The 24,761-nt window shown below is 61.6% G+C and carries 24 protein-coding genes; 13 read left to right on the forward strand and 11 right to left on the reverse strand.

Annotated elements, in window-relative coordinates:
• Nucleotides 1-168: 168 nt before the first annotated feature.
• The 7 genes from HX881_RS12610 (at nt 169) to yccS (ending at nt 11,180) form a co-directional block, all read left to right on the forward strand.
• Nucleotides 169-1,611 (forward strand): TldD/PmbA family protein, encoded by a 1,443-nt coding sequence (locus tag HX881_RS12610; RefSeq protein ID WP_177084746.1) that lies wholly within the window; start codon nt 169-171, stop codon nt 1,609-1,611.
• Nucleotides 1,611-2,948 carry a TldD/PmbA family protein gene (locus HX881_RS12615; protein WP_177084748.1) on the forward strand — a complete coding sequence of 446 codons (1,338 nt, stop codon included), beginning with the start codon at nt 1,611-1,613 and terminating at the stop codon, nt 2,946-2,948. Before HX881_RS12610 ends, HX881_RS12615 begins: the two co-directional genes overlap by 1 nt.
• A gap of 303 nt (nt 2,949-3,251) precedes the next feature.
• Nucleotides 3,252-4,130: an alpha/beta fold hydrolase gene (locus HX881_RS12620; RefSeq protein WP_017128323.1), complete on the forward strand. Its 879-nt coding sequence runs from the start codon at nt 3,252-3,254 to the stop codon at nt 4,128-4,130.
• Between the two features lie 33 nt (nt 4,131-4,163).
• Nucleotides 4,164-5,594, forward strand: coding sequence for a multidrug transporter subunit MdtD (mdtD, locus tag HX881_RS12625; protein WP_017128322.1), 1,431 nt, complete (start codon nt 4,164-4,166; stop codon nt 5,592-5,594).
• A gap of 268 nt (nt 5,595-5,862) precedes the next feature.
• Nucleotides 5,863-7,200: an ATP-dependent RNA helicase DbpA gene (gene dbpA / locus HX881_RS12630; protein ID WP_246356499.1), complete on the forward strand. Its 1,338-nt coding sequence runs from the start codon at nt 5,863-5,865 to the stop codon at nt 7,198-7,200.
• A gap of 248 nt (nt 7,201-7,448) precedes the next feature.
• Complete coding sequence (locus HX881_RS12635) at nt 7,449-8,627, forward strand: aminoacetone oxidase family FAD-binding enzyme (protein WP_177084752.1); 1,179 nt, start codon at nt 7,449-7,451, stop codon at nt 8,625-8,627.
• Nucleotides 8,628-8,987: 360 nt separating this feature from the next.
• Entirely contained in the window at nt 8,988-11,180 is a 2,193-nt protein-coding gene (yccS, locus tag HX881_RS12640) for a YccS family putative transporter (RefSeq protein WP_177084754.1), read from the forward strand.
• Between the two features lie 120 nt (nt 11,181-11,300).
• On the opposite strand, the gene HX881_RS12645 is transcribed toward yccS, so the two are convergent.
• On the reverse strand, nt 11,301-12,038 hold the full coding sequence (locus HX881_RS12645) for a substrate-binding periplasmic protein (RefSeq protein WP_177084756.1): 738 nt from the start codon (nt 12,036-12,038) through the stop codon (nt 11,301-11,303).
• Between the two features lie 296 nt (nt 12,039-12,334).
• Here HX881_RS12645 and HX881_RS12650 point away from each other — a divergent pair, with 296 nt between their 5' ends.
• Nucleotides 12,335-12,787 (forward strand): GNAT family N-acetyltransferase, encoded by a 453-nt coding sequence (locus tag HX881_RS12650; RefSeq protein ID WP_177084758.1) that lies wholly within the window; start codon nt 12,335-12,337, stop codon nt 12,785-12,787.
• Between the two features lie 6 nt (nt 12,788-12,793).
• Here HX881_RS12650 and HX881_RS12655 read toward each other — a convergent pair whose 3' ends face one another.
• Genes HX881_RS12655 through HX881_RS12665 form a run of 3 tightly spaced genes read right to left on the reverse strand, consistent with a single transcriptional unit; the run spans nt 12,794 to nt 15,793 of the window.
• Nucleotides 12,794-13,090, reverse strand: coding sequence for a winged helix-turn-helix domain-containing protein (locus HX881_RS12655; protein WP_017128317.1), 297 nt, complete (start codon nt 13,088-13,090; stop codon nt 12,794-12,796).
• A 21-nt stretch (nt 13,091-13,111) separates the two neighbouring features.
• The gene (locus tag HX881_RS12660) at nt 13,112-13,624 is read right to left on the reverse strand and encodes a M48 metallopeptidase family protein (RefSeq protein WP_177084760.1); all 513 of its coding nucleotides are present in this window, start codon (nt 13,622-13,624) and stop codon (nt 13,112-13,114) included.
• 45 nt (nt 13,625-13,669) lie between these two features.
• On the reverse strand, nt 13,670-15,793 hold the full coding sequence (locus tag HX881_RS12665) for a putative bifunctional diguanylate cyclase/phosphodiesterase (RefSeq protein WP_042936361.1): 2,124 nt from the start codon (nt 15,791-15,793) through the stop codon (nt 13,670-13,672).
• Nucleotides 15,794-16,038: 245 nt separating this feature from the next.
• Here HX881_RS12665 and HX881_RS12670 point away from each other — a divergent pair, with 245 nt between their 5' ends.
• Complete coding sequence (locus HX881_RS12670; protein WP_017128314.1) at nt 16,039-16,713, forward strand: polysaccharide lyase family 7 protein; 675 nt, start codon at nt 16,039-16,041, stop codon at nt 16,711-16,713.
• A 251-nt stretch (nt 16,714-16,964) separates the two neighbouring features.
• A complete protein-coding gene (locus HX881_RS12675; protein WP_017128313.1) occupies nt 16,965-17,636 on the forward strand; it encodes a polysaccharide lyase family 7 protein in 672 nt (223 codons plus the stop codon).
• Between the two features lie 69 nt (nt 17,637-17,705).
• Here HX881_RS12675 and HX881_RS32985 read toward each other — a convergent pair whose 3' ends face one another.
• On the reverse strand, nt 17,706-17,837 hold the full coding sequence (locus tag HX881_RS32985) for a hypothetical protein (protein ID WP_281367687.1): 132 nt from the start codon (nt 17,835-17,837) through the stop codon (nt 17,706-17,708).
• Between the two features lie 131 nt (nt 17,838-17,968).
• Nucleotides 17,969-18,220, reverse strand: a complete 252-nt coding sequence (locus HX881_RS12680; RefSeq protein ID WP_042936382.1) for a hypothetical protein — start codon at nt 18,218-18,220, stop codon at nt 17,969-17,971.
• 347 nt (nt 18,221-18,567) lie between these two features.
• On the opposite strand from HX881_RS12680, the gene HX881_RS12685 reads away from it, so the two are divergent.
• The 3 genes from HX881_RS12685 (at nt 18,568) to HX881_RS12695 (ending at nt 20,415) form a co-directional block, all read left to right on the forward strand.
• Entirely contained in the window at nt 18,568-19,095 is a 528-nt protein-coding gene (locus HX881_RS12685; protein WP_177084762.1) for a hypothetical protein, read from the forward strand.
• Between the two features lie 305 nt (nt 19,096-19,400).
• Nucleotides 19,401-19,925 carry an RICIN domain-containing protein gene (locus HX881_RS12690; protein WP_177084764.1) on the forward strand — a complete coding sequence of 175 codons (525 nt, stop codon included), beginning with the start codon at nt 19,401-19,403 and terminating at the stop codon, nt 19,923-19,925.
• 151 nt (nt 19,926-20,076) lie between these two features.
• Nucleotides 20,077-20,415, forward strand: a complete 339-nt coding sequence (locus HX881_RS12695; protein WP_017128309.1) for a YceK/YidQ family lipoprotein — start codon at nt 20,077-20,079, stop codon at nt 20,413-20,415.
• A gap of 62 nt (nt 20,416-20,477) precedes the next feature.
• On the opposite strand, the gene fba is transcribed toward HX881_RS12695, so the two are convergent.
• The 5 genes from fba to epd all read right to left on the reverse strand — a co-directional run bounded on the left by fba (nt 20,478) and on the right by epd (nt 24,506).
• Nucleotides 20,478-21,542, reverse strand: a complete 1,065-nt coding sequence (fba, locus tag HX881_RS12700; protein ID WP_010444835.1) for a class II fructose-bisphosphate aldolase — start codon at nt 21,540-21,542, stop codon at nt 20,478-20,480.
• Nucleotides 21,543-21,621: 79 nt separating this feature from the next.
• Complete coding sequence (locus HX881_RS12705; RefSeq protein ID WP_177084766.1) at nt 21,622-21,960, reverse strand: MliC family protein; 339 nt, start codon at nt 21,958-21,960, stop codon at nt 21,622-21,624.
• A 58-nt stretch (nt 21,961-22,018) separates the two neighbouring features.
• Complete coding sequence (locus HX881_RS12710) at nt 22,019-22,243, reverse strand: hypothetical protein (protein ID WP_103032708.1); 225 nt, start codon at nt 22,241-22,243, stop codon at nt 22,019-22,021.
• A 32-nt stretch (nt 22,244-22,275) separates the two neighbouring features.
• Entirely contained in the window at nt 22,276-23,439 is a 1,164-nt protein-coding gene (locus HX881_RS12715) for a phosphoglycerate kinase (RefSeq protein WP_017128306.1), read from the reverse strand.
• A 17-nt stretch (nt 23,440-23,456) separates the two neighbouring features.
• A complete protein-coding gene (gene epd / locus HX881_RS12720) occupies nt 23,457-24,506 on the reverse strand; it encodes an erythrose-4-phosphate dehydrogenase (RefSeq protein WP_042936359.1) in 1,050 nt (349 codons plus the stop codon).
• Between the last annotated feature and the right edge of the window lie 255 nt (nt 24,507-24,761).

The following is a 24,761-nucleotide window of genomic DNA, read 5'->3' on the forward strand; positions in this document are numbered from 1 at the left end:
CTTGCCGGCGATAGACGACAACGCGGAATCGCTGAAACACCGCGTCACTCGAATCGCCGGCAAGCCGGCTCCCACAACCGGCAAAATCGCCTTATCCTGACAGACTGGCATCGGGGCCTTTCCTGAAATGCCCCTCGCGGCCACCGCCATCTCCAGGGAGGTTCCCCAATGTTCGACTTCCACCCCCGCCTCAAGCAGCACTTCGCTGCCTTGCGTACGGGCGCTGAATTCTTTTCGCTGCGCTATGTTCGCGAATCCGGCCAGTACCTGTCGGTGCGCAAGAACGTCCCGGAGCCCCCCAGCCTGAGCCGTGACGAAGGCGCGATGCTGACCGTGCGGGTCAACGGTGTCGAAGCCTATGCCTCCACCAACGACCTCTCGCGGCAAGGTCTGCAGGCCGCCCTGCACAGGGCCGAGGAACAGGCCCGGCTGATTGCCGGCCATGCCCTGCTCGACCTGCGCCAGCAAGCCCTCTCCAGCGAACGCGGCGACTACTGCTCGCCACAACTGGAGCAACCCTTTGCCTCGCTGAGCGACTGCTACGCCCTGCTCGCCGCCGAATCCGCGGCCGTGCCCAGGGACGAGCGCCTGGTGAACTGGGAAGTCAGCCTCGGCGTGACCCATGTCGAGCAGATCTACCTCAACAGCGCCGGGGCCGAGCTGCGCCAGGCGCAACGCTTCGTCTTCCCGGGCCTGAGCGTGACTGCCTTCGACGGCATGGACAGCCAGACCCGTACCCTTGGCCGCGAGAATTTCGGCCAGCAAGGCAGCACCGAAGTGCTCGGCCGCTCCGGGCTGATCGGTGCCGGTGCGCGGATCGCCGACCAGGCCCTGCAACTGCTGCTGGCGCCCAACACCCCGTCGGGCCCGCGCGACCTGCTGCTCACGCCGGACCAGATGATCCTGCAGATCCACGAATCCATCGGCCACCCGCTGGAACTGGACCGGATCCTCGGCGACGAACGCAATTACGCCGGCACCAGCTTCGTCAAGGCCAGTGACTTCGGCCACCTGCAATACGGCTCGCCGCTGCTCAACGTGACCTTCGACCCGGAGATCCCTGAACAGTTGGCCAGCTACGGCCATGACGACGACGGCAGCGCCGCCCACAAGCAGTTCCTGATCCGCGAAGGCCTGTTGCTGCGACCGTTGGGCGGGGCGCTGTCGCAATTCCGCGCCGGTCTCGAAGGTGTCGCCAACAGCCGTGCCTGCAGCTGGAACCGGCCGCCGATCGATCGCATGGCCAACCTGAACATCGAACCGGGCGACCAGTCCTTCGAGCAGTTGGTCGGCGGTATCGAGCGGGGCATCCTGATGTCGACCAACCGTTCCTGGTCCATCGACGATGCCCGCAACAAGTTCCAGTTCGGCTGCGAATGGGGCCAGTTGATCGAGGACGGCGAGCTCAAGGGCGTGGTCAAGAACCCCAACTACCGGGCGATTTCCGCGCAGTTCTGGCGCAACCTCAGTGCGGTCGGCGATGCCAGTACCTTCAAGGTCCTGGGTACGCCGAACTGCGGCAAGGGCGAGCCCAACCAGGTGATTCGCGTCGGGCACGCTTCGCCCGCCTGCGTGTTCAGCCATGTCGACGTATTTGGAGGAGATGCCTGATGGATCAATCACTGAGTCAGGCCGGGCACTTCCAGGCGCTGGTGGATTGGCTGCGCGAGCACTTGCAGGCCACGGAGAAATTCACCCTGGGCTACGCTGCCGAATCTTCGCAGTTCATCCGCTTCAACCACGGCCGTGTACGCCAGGCCGGCCAGGTGCAGCAGGCCAGCCTGAGCTTCAAGCTGATCGATGCGGGGCGGCATGCCGACCTGCAGATCACCCTCTCCGGCGAGCTGGAGCTGGATCGCCAGCGCCTGGCCGACGGCCTGCAACAGCTGCGCGAGACCTTGCCGCTGTTGCCTGCCGACCCGTACCTGCTGCTCAATCACACGGCCTGGCAGAGCCGCAATGTACAGGATCTGCCGCTGCCGGACACTGCCCGGGTCCTCGAAGAGATCAGCCGCGCCGCGACCGGCCTGGACCTGGTCGGTTTCTATGCCGCCGGGCCCATCAGCCGCGGCTTTGCCAGCGCGGACGGGGCATTCGGCTGGCACCAGGCCAATAGCTTCAACTTCGACTGGAGCCTATTCCACGAAAACGGCCAGGCGGTGAAGGCCAGCTATGCCGGCCATGAATGGGACAGCGACAGCTTCGCCCGGCGCTTCCAGCAGGCCCGCGAACAGCTCGAGTTTCTTGGGCGGCCGTTGCGCACCCTGGCACCCGGCGAGTACCGCGCCTACCTGGCGCCGGCGGCGCTGGAAGAAATCATGGGCATGCTCTGCTGGGGCGGTTTCTCGGCCCAGGCCATCGCCAGCAAACACAGCCCGCTGCAGAAGCTGTATGCCAGCGAAGCCTCGTTCCACCCGATCGTCTGGTTGAACGAGCAGGTCAGCGGCTCCTTGAGCCCGGCGTTTTCCAACGAAGGTTATCCGCGCAGCGACCTGTCGCTGGTCGCCAAGGGCTCGGCCAACGGCCGCATGATCAATTCCCGCAGTGCCGCCGAATACGGCCTGACCGCCAACGGCGCGGGCGGCGGCGAATACCCCAGTGCCCTGGAGATGAAGGCCGGACGCCTGGCGCAGAAGCAGGTTCTCGAAGAACTCGGCACCGGCCTCTACATCAGCAACCTGTGGTACTTGAACTACTCGGACCAGTCGGCCGGCCGCATGACCGGCATGACCCGCTTCGCCACCTTCTGGGTGGAGAACGGCGAGATCCAGGCACCGGTCAGCACCATGCGTTTCGACGACAGCGTCTACAGCCTGCTGGGCACCCAGCTGGAAGCCCTGACCCAGGAGCGTGAGCTGCTGCTGTCGGCCAGCACCTACGATCAGCGGCAGACGGCATCGAGCCTGCTGCCGGGCGCGCTGATCCGCAAACTGACGCTGACCCTGTAGACGCGAAGAAATCCTTAGTGGGAGCCGGCTTGCCGGCGATGAGGCCCTTGGGCCTTGCATCGCCTGGTCAGCCGGCTTCCGCAGGACTACGGCATCGCCCTGACCTGAAGATCCTCACGCCTATCCGCTCCGACGGTTGCCCCGCCAGACCCGGCGCGTTATACATAGCCCATCGTTCGGCGCAGCATTAAAACGCCAGCACCTCGTTCGAGCCCGGCACCAGAGCCCCAGGCTTCACCCGCGATTTCGTTACTCAATGCCGCGCCTCTTTCACTCGCCGAAAGTGTTTTGCTGGAGTTTGATATGAATCATGGAAGCTTCGTCATCAATAATCTGTTCAGGCATTTCAACGTCCATGTCCAGCGCATCGGCGAAGATCCGCGCCGCAACACCGTGCTGCTGGTCAACGGCGCCCTCTCCACCACATCGTCGTTCACCCGCACCAGCAAATGCCTGGCCGAGCATTTCAACGTGCTGCTGTTCGACCTGCCCTTCGCCGGCCGCTCCCAGGCCTACAATCCCGATCCGGGCCTGGTGACCAAGGACGACGAGGTGGAAATGCTCCTGGCGCTGGTGGAGCGCTTCGAGGTCAACCACCTGGTGTCGGCGTCCTGGGGCGGTATCTCCAGCCTGCTGACCCTCGCGCGGAACCCGCCCAGCATCCAGAGCTCGGTGATCATGGCCCTGGCCCCCGACCTCAACCCGCCGATGCTGGCGTACGTCCAGCGGGTACACGAACTGATCCAGGTCGACGACAAGTCCGCCATCGGCCACCTGCTCAACGACACGGTCGGTCATTTCCTCCCGCCCCGCCTGAAGAGCACCAACCACCAGCACCTCAGCACCATGGCCAGCACCGAATACCGCCAGGCACGCTTCCATATCGACCAGGTGCTGCAACTGGGCGACGGCAACTACCTGCGACAGCTGTCCGCGATCCGCACCCCGGTGCACTTCATCAATGGCGCCAAGGATATCTACACCCCCGCCGAAGGTGCCCGACAGTTCCAGCAACACATCCCCCGGTGCAGTTTCTCGGTGGCCGAGGACACCGGGCACCTGCTCGACCTGGAGTCGCGGGTGGCAGCCGACAATGTTCATCGAGCCCTGCTCGGTTTTCTGCTGTCGAAGGAGCAAATAGAACGTAGCCGGAGCGCTCAAGCCCAGACCGATCAGGCATAATCGGATCCATAGCCTGCTAACAAAGAGCTGCCCATGCCCAACCGCGCCCCTCTTGATGCAACGACCGCTCGCTGGCTGCCCTGGGTGGTGGCCATCGCCTTCTTCATGCAATCCCTCGACGGGACCATCCTCAACACCGCCTTGCCGTCCATGGCCCTCGACCTGGCGGAAAACCCGCTGCGCATGCAGGGCGTGGTGATTGCCTACATGCTCACCGTGGCGTTGCTGATCCCGGCCTCGGGGTGGATTTCCGACCGGTTCGGCACCAAGCGGGTGTTCTTCTGCGCGATCCTGCTGTTCAGCATCGGCTCGCTGCTGTGCGCCCTGTCGAGTTCGCTGAACATGCTGGTGGGTGCGCGGGTGATCCAGGGCCTCGGCGGCTCGCTGATGCTGCCGGTCGGCAGGCTGGTGGTGCTGCGTGCCTATCCGCGCTCGGAACTGGTGCGGATCATGGGTTTCATCACTATCCCCGGCCTGCTCGGGCCGCTGATCGGCCCGACCATGGGCGGCTGGATGGTGCAGTTTCTGACCTGGCACTGGATCTTCCTGATCAACCTGCCGGTGGGCCTGGTCGGTTGTTATGCCGTGTGGAAATTCATCCCCGACCTGCGCGGCAGCGAGCGTACGCGCTTCGACGGCATCGGCTTCCTGCTGTTCGGCGCGGCGATGCTGCTGATCACCATCGCCATGGAGGGCCTGGGCGAGCTGCAACTGCCGCACCTGCGGGTGATGTTGCTGCTGTTTGCCGGACTCGCCTGCCTGGCTGCCTACTGGCTGCGCGCCGGGCATATCGACAATCCGTTGTTCGCACCCTCGCTGTTCAAGACCCGGACGTTCGCCGTGGGCATCCTCGGCAACCTGTTCGCGCGCCTGGGCAGCGGCGCCCTGCCGTTCCTGGTGCCGTTGCTGCTGCAGGTGGCCCTGGGTTACTCGCCGTCCCAGGCCGGGATGAGCATGCTGCCCCTGGCGGCGGCGGCGATGTTCGCCAAGTCGATTGCCCGGCCGCTGATCGAGCGCCTGGGCTATCGCATCGTGCTGACCGGCAACACCCTGGCGCTGGGCATCATGCTCGCGGCCATGGGCCTGGTCACCGAACACACGCCGTATCCGCTGCTGCTGGGCATGCTGGCGATTGCCGGGGCGATCAACTCGCTGCAATTCACCGCGATGAACACCGTGACCCTGATCGACCTCGACGACAAGGCCGCCAGCAGCGGCAACAGCCTGCTGTCGGTGGTCGCGCAATTGTCCCTGAGCCTCGGTGTCGCCTGTGCCGGCGCCCTGCTCGGCGGCTTTACCGCGGCCATCGGCAACGACGGCGTGGACACGGTGCTCGGCGCCTTCCAGTTGACCTTCCTGACCGTGGGCATCATGGCGATGCTGGCGGCGGCGATCTTCCTGCAACTGTCGCCCCAGGACGGACGGCGGACCCGGGAAGTCCAGGAACAGCATATCGAGCACTAGGTGCTCCCCCTGTGGGAGCCGGCTTGCTGGCGATGAACGATGACGCGGTGTGTCTGATAGACCGCGTCGCCTGAATCGCCAGCAAGCCGGCTCCTACAGTTCAAGGCTCGCGCCTGAAAAGACAGCACTGCCAGTATTTGGCTACTTTTCGTCCAGAATTTGCAGCGTCGCCAGCCGGGGCTGATACACTGCGCGACATTTTGTTTTGCAGGCCAGTCCCGTGACCACCATCGCCACCGCTTTTAACTCCTTGCCCCTGTCCGCCGCCATGCTGGCTAACCTCGACTCCCTCGGTTATGCCCAGATGACGCCGATCCAGGCGCAGAGCTTGCCGGTGATTCTCAAGGGCATGGACCTGATCGCCCAGGCCAAGACCGGCAGCGGCAAGACCGCCGCCTTCGGCATCGGCCTGCTGAACCCGATCAACCCGCGCTTCTACGGTTGCCAGGCGCTGGTGATCTGTCCGACCCGCGAGCTCGCCGACCAGGTTGCCAAGGAAATCCGCCGCCTGGCCCGCGCCGAAGACAATATCAAGGTGCTGACCCTCTGCGGCGGCGTGGCCCTGGGCCCGCAGATCGCCTCCCTGGAACACGGCACGCACATCATCGTCGGCACTCCGGGGCGCATCCAGCAACACCTGCGCAAGGGTTCGCTGGTCCTGCACGGCCTCAACACCCTGGTGCTCGACGAAGCCGACCGCATGCTCGACATGGGTTTCTACGACGCCATCGAGGAAATCATCGCCCAGCTTCCCGAGCGCCGGCAGACCCTGCTGTTTTCCGCCACCTACCCGGTGAGCATCAAGCAACTGGCGTCCAAGTTCATGCGCAACCCGCAGCAGGTCAAGGCCGAGGCGATGCACGCCGACAGCCAGATCGAGCAGCGCTTCTACGAGATTTCCCCGGAAGAGCGCATGGAGGCGGTGGTCAAGGTACTCAACCATTTCCGTCCGACCTCCTGCGTCGCGTTCTGCTTCACCAAGCAGCAGGTCCAGGAAACCGTCGACGCCCTGGCCGCCAAGGGCATGTCCGCCGTCGCCCTGCACGGCGACCTGGAACAGCGCGACCGTGACCAGGTCCTGGCGATGTTCGCCAACCGCAGCATCTCGGTGCTGGTGGCGACCGATGTCGCGGCGCGCGGCCTGGATATCGATGCCCTGGACATGGTGATCAACGTCGAGCTGGCGCGCGACTCGGAAATGCATATCCACCGCGTCGGCCGCACCGGCCGGGCTGGCGAGACCGGCCTGGCCATCAGCCTGGTAGCACCTTCCGAGAGCCTGCGCGCGCGGGCCATCGAAGAAGTGCAGAAGTCGCCGTTGAACTGGGACCAGCTCGACAACCTCAAGTCCCAGGGCGGCGGTCCGCTGCTGCCGGCCATGAGCACCCTGTGCATCGCCGCCGGCCGCAAGGACAAGGTCCGTCCGGGGGATATCCTCGGCGCCCTGACCGGCGACGCCGGGATTCCTGGCGCCCAGGTCGGCAAGATCGCGATTTTCGACTTCCAGGCCTATGTGGCGGTGGAACGCGGTGTCGCCAAGCAGGCGCTGCAGCGTCTGAACGAGGGCAAGATCAAGGGCCGCTCGCTGCGCGTGCGGATTCTCTGATTTCCCATGCTGGATGTGACGCAGAGCGTCACGGGATACATTCCCACGCAGAGCGTGGGAACGATCGTAATATCAAGGGCCAGCTCGGTCCCCACAATGGTCGCGCAAACGCCAGAGTCCTGTAGGAGCCGGCTTGCTGGCGATGAACGATAACGCGGTGTACCTGCAACACCGCGTCGCCGGAATCGCCAGCAAGCCGGCTCCTACAAAAAACCGCGCCCGGCTGAAAAACAAATGAGGACATCGTTGTGCCCGCTACTGAAGTTGTGATCATCGGCGCCGGTGCCGCCGGCCTGATGTGCGCCTTTACCGCCGCCGCCCGCGGACGCCAGGTGATGCTGATCGACCATGCCAACAAGGCCGGGAAGAAAATCCTGATGTCCGGTGGCGGTCGCTGCAACTTCACCAACATGTACAGCGAACCCGGCAATTTCCTCTCGCAGAACCCACACTTCTGCAAGTCGGCCCTGGCCCGCTACACCCAGTGGGATTTCATCGCGATGGTGGCCAGGCACGGCGTGCCCTATCACGAGAAAAAACTCGGCCAGCTGTTCTGCGACAACAAGTCCAGCGACATACTCGGCATGCTCCTGGACGAATGCGACCAGGCCGGCGTCAGCCTGCACCTGGACACCGCAATCCAGCACATCGAGAAACTCGAAAGCGGCTACCTGCTGCAAACCACCCTCGGCCAGGTCACCTGCCAGTCCCTGGTGATCGCCACCGGCGGCCTGTCGATCCCGACCCTCGGCGCCACCGGGTTCGGCTACCAGGTGGCCAGGCAGTTCGGCCACCAGGTGTTACCGACCCGCGCCGGCCTGGTACCGTTCACCATTACCGATCAACTCAAGGAATTGTGCGGCGAGCTGTCCGGGACCTCGGTGGATTGCCTGGTGAGCTGCAACGACCAGGGCTTCCGGGAAAATATCCTGTTCACCCACCGCGGCCTCAGCGGTCCGGCGATCCTGCAGATTTCCTCGTTCTGGCAACCCGGCGACACCGTGCACATCAACCTGCTGCCCGACCACGACGCGCTGGACTGGCTGCAACAGCAGCAGGCCGAACGGCCCAACAGCGAGCTGAAAACCCTGCTCGGCGAGCTGTTCACCAAGAAGATGGCCAACCTGCTGGCCGAGCACTGGTTCGTCTCCAAGCCCATGAAACAGTACACCCCGGCGGAACTGGCCGAGGTCGCGGGCAAGCTCGGCGACTGGCAGGTGGTCCCCGCCGGCACCGAAGGCTATCGCACCGCCGAAGTCACCCTCGGTGGCGTCGATACCCGCGAAGTCTCGTCGAAGACCATGGAGTCGCTGAAAAGCCCCGGCCTGTACTTTATCGGCGAAGTGCTGGACGTCAGCGGCCACCTCGGCGGCTTCAACTTCCAGTGGGCCTGGGCTTCAGGGTACGCGGCGGCGCAATTCGCCTGACCTTTGCGCGCGTTTCGGATACACCGCGTTATCGTTCATCGCCAGCAAGCCGGCTCCCACAGGTTCGGTGTCGATTGCAGGCTGTGTGCACAACACGGACATTGTGGGGGCTGGCAAGCCGGCTCCCACAGGTTCAGTGCCGGTTGCAGGCTGTGTGCACAACACGGACATTGTGGGAGCCGGCTTGCTGGCGATGGCGTCCGCACAGGCGAACACAAGGCACAATAGACTTCCGCAACATTGATTACGGGCGCATCAGCGATCACGGAACAAATTTTGCTGTAGACCGATGTGGCGTCATCACAATGCCGCCCGTCTACCCATCATTCAGATCAACCGCTGGCAGGCTCTCTCACCTTCATGGCATCGACCTCGTTCAACCAGTCCCTGCGCCGTCTCTGGGCGCTGGACAAATTCAGCTATAGCGTTCGGGTGTTCATCGCCCTGACCGGCATCATGACCCTGTGCTGGTTCCAGAACGAAATGAAGCTGCTGATCCCGCTGTTCCTCGGGGTCATCGCCAGCGCCCTGGCCGAGACCGACGACAGTTGGCAGGGCCGTCTCAATGCGCTGGCAGTGACGCTGGTGTGTTTCAGCGTCGCGGCCTTCTCGGTCGAACTGCTGTTCCCCTACCCGGTGGTGTTCGTCGTCGCCATGGCCCTGGCGGCCTTCGGCTTGACCATGCTCGGAGCCCTGGGCGAACGCTACGGGGCGATTGCCTCGGCAACCCTGATTCTTTCGGTCTACACCATGATCGGCGTGGACCAGCGCGGCGGCGAAGTCAACGATCTCTGGCACGAGCCCCTGCTGCTGGTGGCCGGGGCCGGCTGGTACGGCGTGCTCTCGGTGCTGTGGCAAGCGCTGTTTTCCAACCAGCCGGTACAGCAGAGCCTGGCGAAGCTGTTCCGTGAGCTGGGCCTCTACCTCAAGCTCAAGTCGTCGCTGTTCGAACCGATCCGGCAGATGGACGTCGAAGCCCGGCGCCTGGAACTGGCCCGGCAGAACGGCAAGGTGGTCGCGGCGCTGAACACCGCCAAGGAAATCATCCTGCACCGGGTCGGCAACGGTCGACCGGGGTCGAAAGTCAGCCGCTACCTGAAGCTGTATTTCCTCGCCCAGGATATCCACGAACGCGCCAGTTCTTCGCACTATCCGTACAACGCCCTGGCCGAGGCCTTTTTCCACAGCGATGTGCTGTTCCGCTGCCAGCGCCTGTTGCGCCAGCAGGGCAAGGCCTGCCGGGCACTCGCGGAGTCGATCCAGCTGCGCCAGCCGTTCGTCTATGACGCCAGCTTCGCCGAGGCCCTGGGCGACCTGCACGCCTCGATGGAACACCTGCGCATCCAGAGCAACCCGGCCTGGCGCGGCCTGTTGCGCTCGCTACGAGCCCTGGCCGCCAACCTCAGCACCCTGGACCGTCTGCTCAGCGACGCCAGCAACCCCGACAGCCTGGCCGACGCCACCGACAGCAGCCTGCTGGACCGCTCGCCACGCAACTTCAAGGATGTGCTGACACGCCTGCGTACCCAGCTGACCCCGACCTCGCTGCTGTTCCGCCACGCCCTGCGCCTGCCGCTGGCCTTGAGCGTCGGCTACGGCATGGTGCACCTGGTGCATCCTTCCCAGGGCTACTGGATCATCCTCACCACGCTGTTCGTCTGCCAACCGAACTACGGCGCCACACGGCGCAAGCTGGGCCAGCGGATCATCGGCACGGCCATCGGCCTGACCGCCGCCTGGGCGCTGTTCGACCTGTTCCCGAGCCCGTTGATCCAGGCCATGTTCACCATCGTCGCGGGGGTGACCTTCTTTATCAACCGCACCACCCGCTACACCCTGGCGACCGCCGCCATGACCCTGACGGTGCTGTTCTGCTTCAACCAGGTGGGCGACGGCTACGGCCTGTTCCTGCCACGCCTGATGGATACCCTGCTCGGCGCCCTGATCGCCGGCCTGGCGGTCTTCCTGTTCCTGCCGGACTGGCAGGGGCGGCGCCTGAACAAGGTGCTGGCCAACACCCTGAGCTGCAACAGCCTGTACCTGCGCCAGATCATGCAGCAGTACGCCCACGGCAAGAGCGACGACCTGGCCTATCGCCTGGCCCGGCGCAACGCACACAACGCCGACGCGGCGCTGTCGACTACCCTGGCGAACATGTTGATGGAGCCGGGGCATTTCCGTAAGGAAGCCGACGTGGGTTTCCGTTTCCTGGTGCTCTCGCACACCTTGCTCAGCTACCTCTCGGGGCTGGGGGCGCACCGGGAAAACCAGCTGCCGACTGAAGTCCGCGAGCATCTGATCAACGGCGCCGGGGCGACCCTGGCCGCCAGCATCGAGCAGATTGCCATCGGGCTGGCGAACAAGACGCCCATCGAGATCCAGAGCGATACCGAAGAAGCCCTGGCGAACGAACTGGAGCAGATGCCGGACGAGACCGACGAGATACAGCGCCTGGTGCAGACGCAACTGGCATTGATCTGTCGCCAGCTGGGACCGTTGCGCACGCTGGCGGCGCACCTGATCAAGGGCCCGGAAGAAAACACCGAATCTTGAAAACGCCCCGCTCCCCTGTAGGAGCTGGCTTGTCGGGACGCCGCATCGCAGCGATGAGGCCCTCAAGACCGCCAAAAGCTTCGTCGGCAAGCCGACTCCTGCAAGGTTTCGCGAAGGTGGTTACATCCCATGCAGCTTGAGCAGGCGCTCGTAACTGCCGTCCGCCTTCATCGCGGCGATCTCGCGGTCGAAACCGGCGACGATCCGTTCATGCTCCGGGTTCTTCAGGCTGACCAGGATATGCAGGCTGTTCTCGCTCAACGGCTTGGGCAGGAACTCCACCGCATTGCGCACCCGCGGCGTTTCGCTTTTCAGGTAGTAACGCGCCACATACTCGTCTTCCAGGGTCAGCTTCACCCGGTCCGCCGCCAGCATGCGCACGGCCATGGCGAAGTTGTGCACCGGGACCTTCTGCAACTGGGCGTCCGCCTCGAAGTCGGCGGAATAGGCGTAGTCGCGCACCACGGCAATCGGAAAGTCATGCAGCTGCGGCAAGGTGTCGTAGGTGATCGGTGAATCCTTGCGCTTGAGAAAACGCACGCGGTTGAGCAGGTACTCGTCGGAGAACTGCCCCAGCAAGGTCCTGTCCTTGGTGTACCAGGCATTGATCAGCACGTCATAGCGCCCTTCGCCGACCCCTTTCAGGGCGCGCGCCCAGGGCACCTGCTCGAAGTCGCTGGCATAACCGGCACGGGCCAGGGCCGTGCTGACGATATCGGTCGCCAGGCCGCCATTGACCAGGGTCGCATCGGTGAACGGCGGCCAGGCGTCGGCTACCAAGCGCAATTTTTCTGCGGTAGCGCTCTGTGCCAGCAGCAGCAATCCAAGCAAAGCAAAAGCTCGATGCAATCGCGACATGCCAAAGATCCTTAGCGGGCGGGTCTGCCCTGCAGAGTGAACCGAAGCCCAGGGGCCGGGCGAAAGCAAGTGGCCATCTCCCAGCTCCTAACATTAGCTCATTGGCGCCGAGGCAAACGCCCTGCAAAGCAGATTACACAAAGATGACGAGGCCGAGCAAAATGAATGATGGCAACTAGCCTTCGTTCACAAAAAATTACCCGACTGGCGATCCACGCAAAGCCGGGAGTCGCGGTTGGCTCGGCGAGGCAACCCGCTTAGTATCGGTAGCGGATATCTGAATCAGGATGAGGCACATGACAATCGACTGGATCTGCAAACATCACAGCGACCTGGGCAAGGAGCAGCTCTACACCATCCTGCAACTGCGTACCGAGGTCTTCGTGGTCGAGCAGAAATGCCCCTATCAGGAAGTCGACGGCCGCGATCTGGAAGGCGACACCTGTCATCTGATGGGTTGGCGCGACGACCGGCTGGCCGCCTACCTGCGCCTGCTCGACCCAGTATCGCAGGGCGGTGACGTGGTGATCGGGCGGGTAGTGATTGCACCGGAGGCGCGCGGCCTCGGGTTGGGCCACGAGTTGATGGCGCAGGCACTCAGGCACGCCGAAAAGCTGTGGCCGGAACAGCCGATCTACCTCTCGGCCCAGGCGCACCTGCAGGCCTACTACGGACGCTACGGCTTCGAGGCCGTGGGCGAGGCGTATCTGGAGGATGACATCCCGCACATCGGCATGCGCAAGGCCTGAAACCGATCAGGGATAGCCCAGCACCTGCCTGATCGACGCCAGGTTACGCTCGATCCAGGTCTTGTCGATCGCCCCCCAGCCATGGATCCGGTAGTGCCCGGCATGGTTGCGGGCGCCTTCCTCCTGCTCGAACTCGCAGAGGATATCCAGGTCGGCCAGGGCCACGATGGTGTCCTGGGCAGTGCGTCGCGGCATGCCGGTCGCCTCGGTCAGCGCCGGGACGCTGCTGGCCACCCCGCTGTCGATCAGCCAGGCCACATACAGGCGACGATAGAAACTGCTCTTGGTCTTGCTGACGTCCATCCGAAATTCCTTGTCGCTCGCTTAATCGGCCACGGCGGCCTTGCCCTGCATGTCCCGCCAGGTCAGATAGACCCGCAGGTCGAATTCCAGCTGGTGATACCCCGGCTGCATGTATTCGCACAGCTGGTAGAAAGCCTTGTTGTGATCGCTTTCCTTGAGGTGTGCCAGTTCGTGCACCACGATCATCCGGAGGAACTCCGGTGCCGCCTCCTTGAACAGCGAGGCGATGCGAATCTCCTTCTTGGCCTTGAGCTTGCCACCCTGCACCCGCGAGATCGCGGTATGCAGGCCAAGGGCGCGATGGGTCAGGTCCAGGCGATTATCGAACAGTACCTTGTCGATGGCCGGGGCATTGCGCAGGTGCTCCTGCTTCAGGGCCAGGGCATAGCCGTACAGCGCCTTGTCGCTCTGCACGCCATGTCGCCCGGCATAGCGCTGGTTCAGGTAGGTGCCCAGCTGGTCCCCGGCAATCATCTGGCGCACCTGGTCCTGCAAGGACGTGGGATAGGCCTGAAGGTATTTCAGCGCAGTCATGGAAGGCCGTTACGTACATCGAAGAAGGTCACCAGTGTAGCGAATTCAACCTGTCAGTGCGCTCCAGTCGAATGTCGGGCCGAAGCCGGTGGCATCCCTGGCGGTCAGCGGACGGGCCACCAGGAAGCCCTGGACAAAGGGACAGCCATTGGCCTTGAGCCACTGCGACTGCTCCAGGGTTTCCACCCCTTCGGCGATCACCAGCAGGCCGAACTGCTGGCAGAGTTCGATCACGCTGCGCGCCAGCGCCGCGTCCCGCGGCGAATCGAGAATCTTGGCGATCAGGTGACGGTCGAGCTTGAGGGTGTCCAGCTCAAGGTCGCGCAGGTGGTTCAGCGAACAATGACCGGAGCCGAAGTCATCCAGGGCGACCCGCATGCCCAGTGCGCGAATGCGCCGCAGCTGTTTGCGCGAGGCCTCGAAATCGTGCATCAGCGCCGCCTCGGTGACCTCGACCTCCAACTGGCTGGGGCGCAGGTCGTGACGCTCGATCACCTCCTGCAACTCGTCGACCAGGTTCGGCATGCAGAACTGGGTGGAACTCAGGCTGACACTGAGCACCAGTTCATCGGCGAACACACCATTCCAGGCATGGCGCTGGGTCGCCGCCTGGCGATAGATCCAGCTGCCCAGGCGGCTGATCAGGCGGACCTCTTCCAGCAGCGGCAGGAACAGCCCCGGCGGCACGTCACCGACACTGGGATGGTGCCAGCGCAACAAGGCCTCGAAGCCGCGCAGACGACCGTCCGCGAGGGACACCTGGGGCTGATAGACCATCTTGAATTCCTTGCTCTCGATGGCCGAACGGACGCTTTCCTCAAGCATCAGCCGCGAGCGGGCCCGCCCGTTCATTTCATGGTCGTAGTAGCGATATTGCTGGCGCCCGGCGCGCTTGGCCTCGTACATCGCAATGTCCGCGGCCCGCAACAGGCCATCGAGGTTGGCACCGCAATCGGGGTAGGTGGCGATCCCGATGCTGACCCCCAGGGTCATGTCCAGGCCATCGATCTGCTGGCGGATCGACACCCGCTCGATCAGTCTTTCCGCGAGTTTCGCCGCCTGCTCCGGGCGCTCCAGATCGAGCAAGGTGGTGAATTCGTCGCCGCCCATGCGCGCCAGGATATCGAAGGGCTTGAGACAGGCCTTCAACTGCTCCGAGACCCAGCGCAGCACCCGGTCGCCAGCCTCGTGCCCAAGGGAGTCGTTGACCCGCTTGAAGCCGTCGAGGTCGAGGTACATCAACACCAGCGACTTGTGGCTGTGATCGCTGCGCAACAGGGTGTTTTCCGCGGTCTGGTAGAAGCCCCGGCGGTTGAGCAGGCCTGTCAGCGGGTCGGTCACTGCCTGGAACTCCAGTTGCTGATGCAGATGGTGCACCACCGACATGTCGAGCACGGTGACCACCATCGCCCGCTGGTCAGACGGCAAAGGCGCGCAGGACATGGCCACTGGCAATGATTCGCCGGCAGTGGTGCGCAGTTGGGCGTCGTGCAGGCGATAGATCTCCCCCTTGCGATAACCCTCGTGCAACGGGCAGCCCGGCCAATCGGGAAAGTGTGGGTACTGCAGGAAGTTCAGGAACGGCATGCCGATCAACAGTTCCAGCGGGGCGTTGAGCAGACGGGAAATCGCCGGGTTGGCAAAACGGATGCTGCCATCGTCATTGACCACCAGAATGCCTTCCGCGGCATTCTCCAGCACCGAGGCATTGAAGGCCCGGGCCGCTTCCAGGTCGCGGGTCAGTTGCTGCAGGGACCGGCGGTTGCGCTGTTGCTCCAGCAACGCCTGGACCTTGGGCTTGAGGATATCCGGGTTGAAGGGCTTGAACAGATAATCCACCGCGCCGCTGGCATAACCCTTGATGACGGCATCCTGGGACTGCTCGTTGGCGGTGAGGAAAATGATCGGGGTCAGGCGCGTACGCTGGCTACCACGCATCAGACGGGCGACTTCGAAGCCGTCCATGCCAGGCATCTGCACATCCAGCAATACCAGGTCGATCTCGTGTTCCAGCAGCAGCGTCAGCGCTTCGATACCGGACGCCGCAGTAACCACCTGCCAGTCCTGCCGTTCCAGTAATGCTCGCATGCTGATCAGGTTTTCAGGATAGTCATCGACCACCAAAAGGACAGAACTGCTTTCACCAGCCTTAAGTTGCGCGCAATCCATGCTGCTTCTCTATGTTCGGGGAACTCCACCGGTGGTCATACGGAAAACCGGACTATGGACAAGGACAACTCTAGTCCGGGTTTGCGCAAAGAGTAGTGACCATTACGCCATCATCCTTGGCGAGCGCCTATATCCCGACTAACGGTCGATGAAACTGATCGCGGCATTCAGCCGGCCGACAGTTGCCCGGCGTCGCCGAGGCTTATAACAGAGGCTCTCAAACCACACGAGCCAAGACCGTGAGCATGATCGACCTGTCGACCTGGGAACTGACCATCCCCGAGGGCACGCCCGCCACCCGTATCGGTACCCAGGCCCTGGCCCGGGGCTTCAGCGATGAGTATTTCCACGCCGACAGCGGCAGCCTGTTTTTCTGGGCCCCGGTCACCGGTACATTGACGCCCAACACCCACTACCCACGCACCGAACTCCGCGAGACCAGCGCCGACGGACGCCTGCGCAACTGGGCCTATCGCGACGCCGACAACAGCCTGCACGCCAACCTGGCGGTGAACCAGGTGCCTTCCAGCGGCAGTATCGTGATCGGCCAGATCCACGTCGACCACGACAGCAAACCGCTGCTCAAGCTCGAATACCGCTACAAGGCCGCCAGCCATACCGGTTCGATCGTCGCCCAGGTCCGCGCGGACGATCCGCAGGCGAAGAACGGAGCCCTGGTGGTCATCGCCCGCAATGTCCAACTCGACCAGCACTTTTCCTACAACATCCACCTCACGCCCAACGGCACGCTGAGCCTCAGCGCCGCCGACGGACACTGGGAAACCCCTCTCAATCCGGCCTGGGCCAACAAGCAGCTGTACTTCAAGGCCGGGGTTTATGTGCAGGACAACCATGGCGGCGCCAATGAAGGCGGTCGTGCGACCTTCTACGAGCTGGCGATCAAGCACACACCGGCCTGATTCCCCCCGCCCAGCGGTAATAGCACCTTGCCAACCCGACCAACGGCTATCGGCGCAAGCCGAAGCCTGGCGGGGCCTTGTGCATTTCGTCGGCACTTTGACGTCAACCGTTCGCCGGTTTGACGTTAACAAACTATCGTTCAACCCGTATAAAGAGCGCCCAAAGCCCCAGGCTAAAGCAGTTTGTCTGATTTTTACCAGACGACATGCCTATGCCCGTGCGTCGTACGTTTTACACGGGAGACTCCCCCATGATCGACCTGACGACCTGGAACCTCAGCGTGCCTGTCGGCACCCCTCCGGCGACCATCGACACCCCCAAACTGGTAGAGGGTTTCAAGGACCAGTACTTTCATTCAGACACCGGCACCTTGTTCTTCTGGTCGCCCGTGACCGGCTCCAAGACCGAGAATGCCATCTACCCCCGCAGCGAGCTGCGCGAGACCTACCCCGACGGACGCCTGCGCAACTGGCTCTACAGTGAAGCCAACAATTACCTACGCGCGACCCTGGCGGTGAACCAGGTACCGTCGTCGGGCAAGATCGTCATCGGCCAGATCCACGCGTACAACAGCACCCAACCCATGCTCAAGGTCGAATACCAGTACAAGGACTGGCGCAAGACCGGAATCATCGTGGTGAAGATTCGCAACCATCCGGACGACGAAGAGAGCCGGGTCATCCAGATTGCCGACGACGTCCCGCTGGACAAGAGCTTCACCTACGTGATCCACCTGAGCCGTGGCGGCTACCTGAGCGTGCGCGCCGCCGACGCCGCCTGGAACACCCAGATCAGCACCACCTGGCGCGACAAGCCGCTGTATTTCAAGGCCGGGGTCTATGTGCAGGACAACACCGGGTACACCAGTGAAGGCGGGATGGTGACGTTCTACAAGCTGGATATCGATCACGAGAAAGGTTGAGGGCCTGTTCGCCGGCCCCGCCGCCAACGGCCCCGAACTTCAAATCGGGGCGGGATAACAGGCGTTGAGTCAGGACGGCAGTTTAACAGGGGCAGGCCCCTTCGGTGTTTGCGGTTTCGTCACAGGCTCCACCACAGGCGGCACCTTGACCGGTGCAGGCCCCTTGGGTTCGATTTTGACTGCCTTGTCTTTATTGCTCATGGCCGTTCACTCCTTTATCGGGACGGGAAACGGCAGAGTGCCGGGATAAACGCACACTGACTACTGTCAGAAATGACAGTTCATTAGTCTTTATCAAACTATCGGAGAATTTTTAAATAACCGTTATCCCTTCATGGGTAGAACAACGAGGATTTTCGGTATTTTGCAATAGGGTCGATCTGCTCGATCTCATCAAACTTCAACGTTCGGTACAACCCGCTTTCGGCGCAGTAGACAAGCATCCGTGTGCTCCAATCGATACTGCACAGCTCGCCTCGCTCACAAGCGGGCTGATCGCCGGCGACACGCCTTGTCACGTTGATCTTCTGGCGAAACTTGAAGTATCTCAAATAATTCGGATCGCTTTCGTCCTCTTCGCTCATGGCACAGGGCTCCACTATGAATGAGGTTTCATCGTGGAACATTTCGCCATCGTTATACCACTGTCATAATTGACAGTTCTTTATATTATTTATCACTACCTGCCAGCTTTCCTCATCCTACAAATTCATAAAAAATTATTTTATGCATTAAAGCTCTATTCCCTATTATAAAACGATCTACAAACCTGTCATTTCTGACAGTAGACCGACTTGCGCAATCTGACCAACATCCTCGATAGCGGACCATGAGGGGATTTTTCCTGAAGTTCGGGCCTGCACCGTGCCCTTCGGAACACGTTCCATTCAGTGGGTATCACATGCCCATTGAAACGTTCAAGGAAATAATCATGAAAGAGAAATCCACAGCTCAGCAGGGCGAACCCTCTAAACAAAACGCCCAAAGCGCCCCAGGCCCGGCGCGAAGAATCGAACCTGGCGTCTATAAAATCTATACAGCTCTGCTTTCATTGCCTCAGAAACTGGTTTCCGTCTCTCCAATCGAAAACAGTGACCGATCTCACAACGTATATTTATTTCATGACACTTACGAAGGCGATTCAAAGTGGGAAATTTTTTCAACCCAGCACCACGAGCGGGAATACCATATATCTAACCAGGGCATCCACGCAATACTGCGAGCCCACGACGGCAATGTCCTCACTGTCCCGCGGCCAGACATCGATGGAAAATCAAGCATAGCCTGGTATTTCAGGGACGCCGGCAAAGAAACCGGCATTGATCTTTTCTACCTGGAAAACAAACTCACCAGGAATTTTGCAAGCGTGAAAGATCACAGCACGGAAGACAGAACCAATATTATTGAAATTCCTTATTTCGGAGCGACAAGCCAAAAATTCATACTGGTCAAATTATGAAAAATCCAAAGTTTTCATAAACACGGAAAAAAGCTGACACTCTATATTCAACCCATATACAAAGACAATGACACCACTACAACCAAATCACTCTACGAGCCAATTAAAACAGAACCATAAAAGACCACCTGAAAACCTGAAATTTATAACAAAAGACCGGCTTGCATAACCTGAGCAATATATTCGATAGCGAACCATGAGATAAATTATTTTCTGGAGTTCAGGCCTGCAAGCTACCTTCTCGGAAAGCCTCTTTACCCAGAAGGCACCCTAACTCCATTGCGCAACGGCCAAGGACAATACTCATGAAAGATAAATCGACGCCTCATCAGAGCGATTCCTCTGAAAAAAACCCCCGGAGCACCCCAGGTCCGGTGGTAAGAATCGAACCAGGCATCTATAAAATCTACACGGCTCTGCCTTCATCATCCCCGAAATTATTTCAAGTCTCTTCAGTCGAAGACAACGAGGGATCGCAAAACGTCCATCTATCTCGTGACCAAGATTACCCCGAATCGAAGTGGAAAGTCTCTAATACATCAGAAGAACTTTCGTACGTGCTTTTAAACCAAGGATACTTCCGGGCACTCGAGGCCAAAAACGGTGAAATCTTTGCTTCAACGATTCCAGCCAGCAGCTCAAGACCAGGCCACTTATGGCGTTTCAAGTACGCAGGCAACGAAGGTGGAATTGATCTTTTTTACCTGGAAAATAAGTACACTAGAAATTTAGCATGCGTGCAAGATCACAGCACCGAGGATAATACCAATATTATCGAATGTTCTTATTCCGGAAGGATGAATCAAAAATTCATATTGGTAAAGTTATAAAACTTCAAAGTTACCGTAAACTGCATGGGCGGAGTGATGAGCCAGGACAACCGCAACCCGCACAGGATCGGCAACACCTGTACATAAATATTGCTTACCAGGCGCATAAAACCCTCCATTAGACTACCGGCCCCTGCTAATGGAGCCATGGATGACAAGCACCCGCCACGCATTGCTCGCAGCCACCCTGGGACTGTCGCTCTCGGGTTGCGGAACGATCAATACCGTCTTTCGCGGTGATGATGTCACCCGCCGCAATCTCAAGGAATGGAACACCCATTGTGCTGCCGTTCCCCGTGTTTACAGCGGAGTGTTTTACAACCTGTGCGTGCTGCATGGTCCATCCCAGGTGGTGGAGCAGGCTCCCGACGCACCGGCCCTTACGCCGTTCCAGTTCGTGGACCTCATACCTTCCGGCATTCTGGATACCCTGGCGCTGCCCTATACCCTTTACCGACAGAGCAGGGATGGCAGTATCGATCTCCCCTGAGAAGCGGTTGAACGCCCATGAAAAAACCGCCTTTCGGCGGTTTTTTTTCAACACGGACAGTCTCAGTTGACCTTGGCGTTCAACTCACCTTTCAGGTAACGCTGGAACATCGCTTCCAGGGAGATCGGCTTGATCTTCGAAGCGTTGCCGGCGGTGCCGAAAGCCTCGTAACGGGCGATGCACACGTCACGCATGGCGGTCACGGTGGCGCCGAAGAACTTGCGCGGGTCGAACTCGCTCGGGTTGGTGGCCATCAGGCGACGCATGGCACCGGTGGACGCCAGGCGCAGGTCGGTGTCGATGTTGACCTTGCGCACGCCGTGCTTGATGCCCTCGACGATTTCCTCGACCGGCACGCCATAGGTTTCCTTGATGTCGCCGCCGTACTGGTTGATGATCGCCAGCCACTCTTGCGGCACCGAAGACGAACCGTGCATCACCAGGTGGGTGTTGGGGATGCGCTTGTGGATTTCCTTGATACGGTCGATCGCCAGCACGTCACCGGTAGGCGGCTTGGTGAACTTGTAGGCGCCGTGGCTGGTGCCGATGGCGATGGCCAGGGCGTCGACCTGGGTCTTCTTGACGAAGTCCGCGGCCTCTTCAGGATCGGTCAGCATCTGGCTGTGGTCGAGCACGCCTTCGGCGCCGATGCCGTCTTCTTCACCGGCCATGCCGGTTTCCAGCGAACCCAGGCAACCCAGCTCGCCTTCAACCGAAACGCCACAGGCGTGGGCCATGGCCACGGTCTGTTGGGTAACGCGGACGTTGTACTCGTAGTCGGTCGGGGTCTTGCCGTCTTCGCCGAGGGAGCCGTCCATCATCACCGAGCTGAAACCCAGCTGGATGGAGCGCTGGCAGACATCCGGGCTGGTGCCGTGGTCCTGGTGCATGCACACCGGGATATGCGGGAACTCTTCGATCGCGGCCAGGATCAGGTGCCGCAGGAACGGTGCGCCAGCGTATTTGCGGGCACCGGCCGAAGCCTGGACGATCACCGGGGAGTCAGTCTTGTCAGCGGCTTCCATGATGGCGCGCATCTGCTCAAGGTTGTTGACGTTGAAAGCTGGAACGCCGTAGCCGTATTCGGCTGCGTGGTCCAGCATCTGGCGCATGCTGATAAGTGCCATTGTGTGTGTCTCTCCCGGACGAGGGTCGTTAATCGTGCAAGCCTGCCGGAGCGGCGGCTGCTATTCAAGTTATTACCGATCAGGGCGCCTTGCAGGCCCGACCGATCAAATCGTTGGTGGCGACCCAGTAAACCAGGCCTTCATCACCTTTTTTGTGAAACGCCAACATGTTGTCGCTATACAACACACCGCTGTCGACGGCGCCGACTTCGGGCTTCAGGCGATACACCTGGTCCGCGCCGCCAAGGCGCACGTCGACCGACTGCTGCGCGCTGTCGGCATAACGCCAGAGCACCTCGGCCTGGCTGTCACAGACCCAGCGGGTCCAGTTGTCCGCCGACGACGTCGACGAGGACAGGTTGAAGCCGGCGCAACCGCCGAGCAGAGCCAGTGAAGCAAGGGCGATAAAGCCTTTCATGCCGGTTCCTCGACTGACGGCCCTGGCCGCCAGTACTGCCTGTAGTGAATCTGACCCGTCAAGGACAACCCTGTTCCCGGGTCCCGGACGATGTGTCGTATTTTTCCAGCCCGTCCGGCCCCAGGCGCTTGTTCAGCACCGGTGCGGTTTCTGCCTGCCAGTCGGCCTGATCGCAACCCTTGCCGGCAGCCGGAGCGGCCTCGCTCGTCGCCCCGGCCCCGGGCTTGCCGGCACAACCGCCCAGCACGCCCGCCAGGATCAGCAGCATCAATGGCCTGACCATATGAAAACTCCCTTTCAAAGGCCAATGCCACCTCAGGCCTTGGCGCGGGTTTCCAGCACTTCCACGGCAGGCAGGACCTTGCCCTCGACGAATTCGAGGAACGCACCGCCACCGGTAGAAATGTAGGAGATATCCGAAGCAACACCATATTTGTCGATGGCCGCCAGGGTGTCGCCACCACCGGCAATGGAGAATGCCGCGCTTTCGGCAATGGCCTGGGCCAGCACCTTGGTGCCGTTGCCGAACTGGTCGAATTCGAAAACGCCCACCGGGCCGTTCCACAGGATGGTCTGGGATGACTTCAGCAACTCGGCGAAATTCGCCGCGGTCTGCGGACCGATATCCAGGATCATGTCGTCGGCCGCCACATCGGCGATCAGCTTGACGGTGGCGGCTGCGCTTTCGGCGAATTCCTTGGCAACGACCACATCGACCGGCAGCGGCACGTTGACCTTGGCGGCGATGGCGCGGGCGGTATCCAGCAGGTCAGGCTCGTAGAGCGACTTGCCCACCGGATGACCGGCAGCGGCCAGGAAGGTGTTGGCGATGCCACCGCCCACGATCAGCAGGTCGCAGATCTGGCTCAGGCTGTTCAGCACATCGAGTTTGGTCGAAACCTTGGAGCCGGCGACGATGGCGGCCATCGGCTTGGCCGGCGCGCCCAGGGCCTTGCCCAGCGCATCCAGTTCGGCGGCCAGCAGCGGGCCGGCCGCGGCGACCTTGGCAAACCGGGCCACGCCGTGGGTCGAACCCTCGGCACGGTGCGCGGTACCGAAGGCGTCCATCACGAACACGTCGCAGAGCGCCGCATATTTCTGCGCCAGCTCGTCGGCGTTCTTTTTCTCGCCCTTGTTGAAGCGCACGTTCTCGAACAGCACGATGTCGCCGGCCTTGACCTCGACACCGTCCAGGTAATCGGCCACCAGCGGCACGTCACGGCCCAGGGCCTTGCTCAGGTAGTCGGCGACCGGCTTGAGGCTGTTCTCGGCCGAGAACTCGCCTTCGGTCGGACGGCCCAGGTGCGAGCAGATCATGACTGCCGCGCCTTTTTCCAGGGCCAGCTTGATGGTCGGCAGCGAGGCCAGGATACGCGCATCGCTGGTGACAACACCGTCCTTGACGGGGACGTTGAGGTCTTCGCGGATCAGTACGCGCTTACCTTGCAGATCGAGGTCGGTCATCTTCAACACGGTCATGGGTCGCAATCTCTGGTTTACGGTTTTTGGTGAACCACGTTCAGGTAATGCCCTGCAACGTCGATCATTCGGTTGGCAAAGCCCCATTCGTTGTCGAACCAGGCCAGCACGTTCACCAGCCTCGGGCCGGAAACGCGGGTCTGACTCGCATCGACAATCGCCGAATGGGGGTCATGGTTGAAATCACAGCTGGCGTGGGGCAACTCGGTGTAGGCCAGCAGGCCCTTGAGCGGACCGCTGGTGGCAGCCTCGCGCAGGATCCGGTTGACCTCAGTCGCATCGGTGTCGCTGACGGTCTGCAGGGTGATATCCAGGCAAGACACGTTCACCGTCGGCACCCGTACCGCTTTGGCCTGGATTCGTCCGGCAAGTTCCGGCAGCAGGCGTTCGATACCCCGCGCGAGACCGGTGGACACCGGGATCACCGACTGGAACGCCGAGCGCGTGCGGCGCAGGTCTTCGGCGTGGTAGGCATCGATCACCGGCTGGTCGTTCATCGCCGAGTGAATGGTGGTGATGGACACGTACTCCAGGCCGATGGCCTGGTCCAGCAGGCGCAGCAGCGGTACACCGCAGTTGGTGGTGCAGGAGGCGTTGGACACCAGTAGCTCATCGCCGGTCAGGCAATCCTGGTTGACACCATAGACGATGGTGGCGTCGACATCGGTCTCGCTGGCCATCGGCTGGGAAAACAGCACCCGAGGCGCGCCGGCGGCGAGGAAGCGCTCGCCGTCTTCGCGGGTGTGGTAGGCGCCGGAGCACTCCAGCACCAGGTCGACGTCCAGCGCGGCCCAGTCGATCTCTTCGGGAGTGGCACTGCGCAGGACTTTCACGCAATGGCCATTGATATGCAGACAATCGTCCTCGACCCGCACTTCGCCGGGGAACCGGCCGTGGGTGGAGTCGAAACGTGTCAGGTACTCGAGGCTGGCCAGGTCGGCCAGGTCGTTCAATGCAACGATCTCAAATCCGGCCTGCGCCCCCCGCTCGAACAACGCACGCAGGACACAACGACCGATCCGGCCGTAGCCGTTGAGTGCAACTCTGTAGGGACGCGGTTGGGGCATGGGGATCTCGCCGAAGCTTGGGTATCAGGCAACCCTGCCGAGGCATGGGTTTTGTGGAAACGGGCTCGCGGGTAAAGCTGAAATGACTGTGCCGCCCGACCGGACGCCTTCGCGGGCAAGCCCGCTCCCACAGTATCCGTGCCTGGCCAGAAATCCGTGGCACGACACCGAACCCGTGGGAGCGGGCTTGCCCCCTCCTACAATATCCGTGCCTGGCCAGGAATCCGTAGCATGACATCAGAACCGTGGGAGCGG

Source organism: Pseudomonas gingeri (assembly GCF_013386115.1).
GTDB lineage: Bacteria > Pseudomonadota > Gammaproteobacteria > Pseudomonadales > Pseudomonadaceae > Aquipseudomonas > Aquipseudomonas gingeri.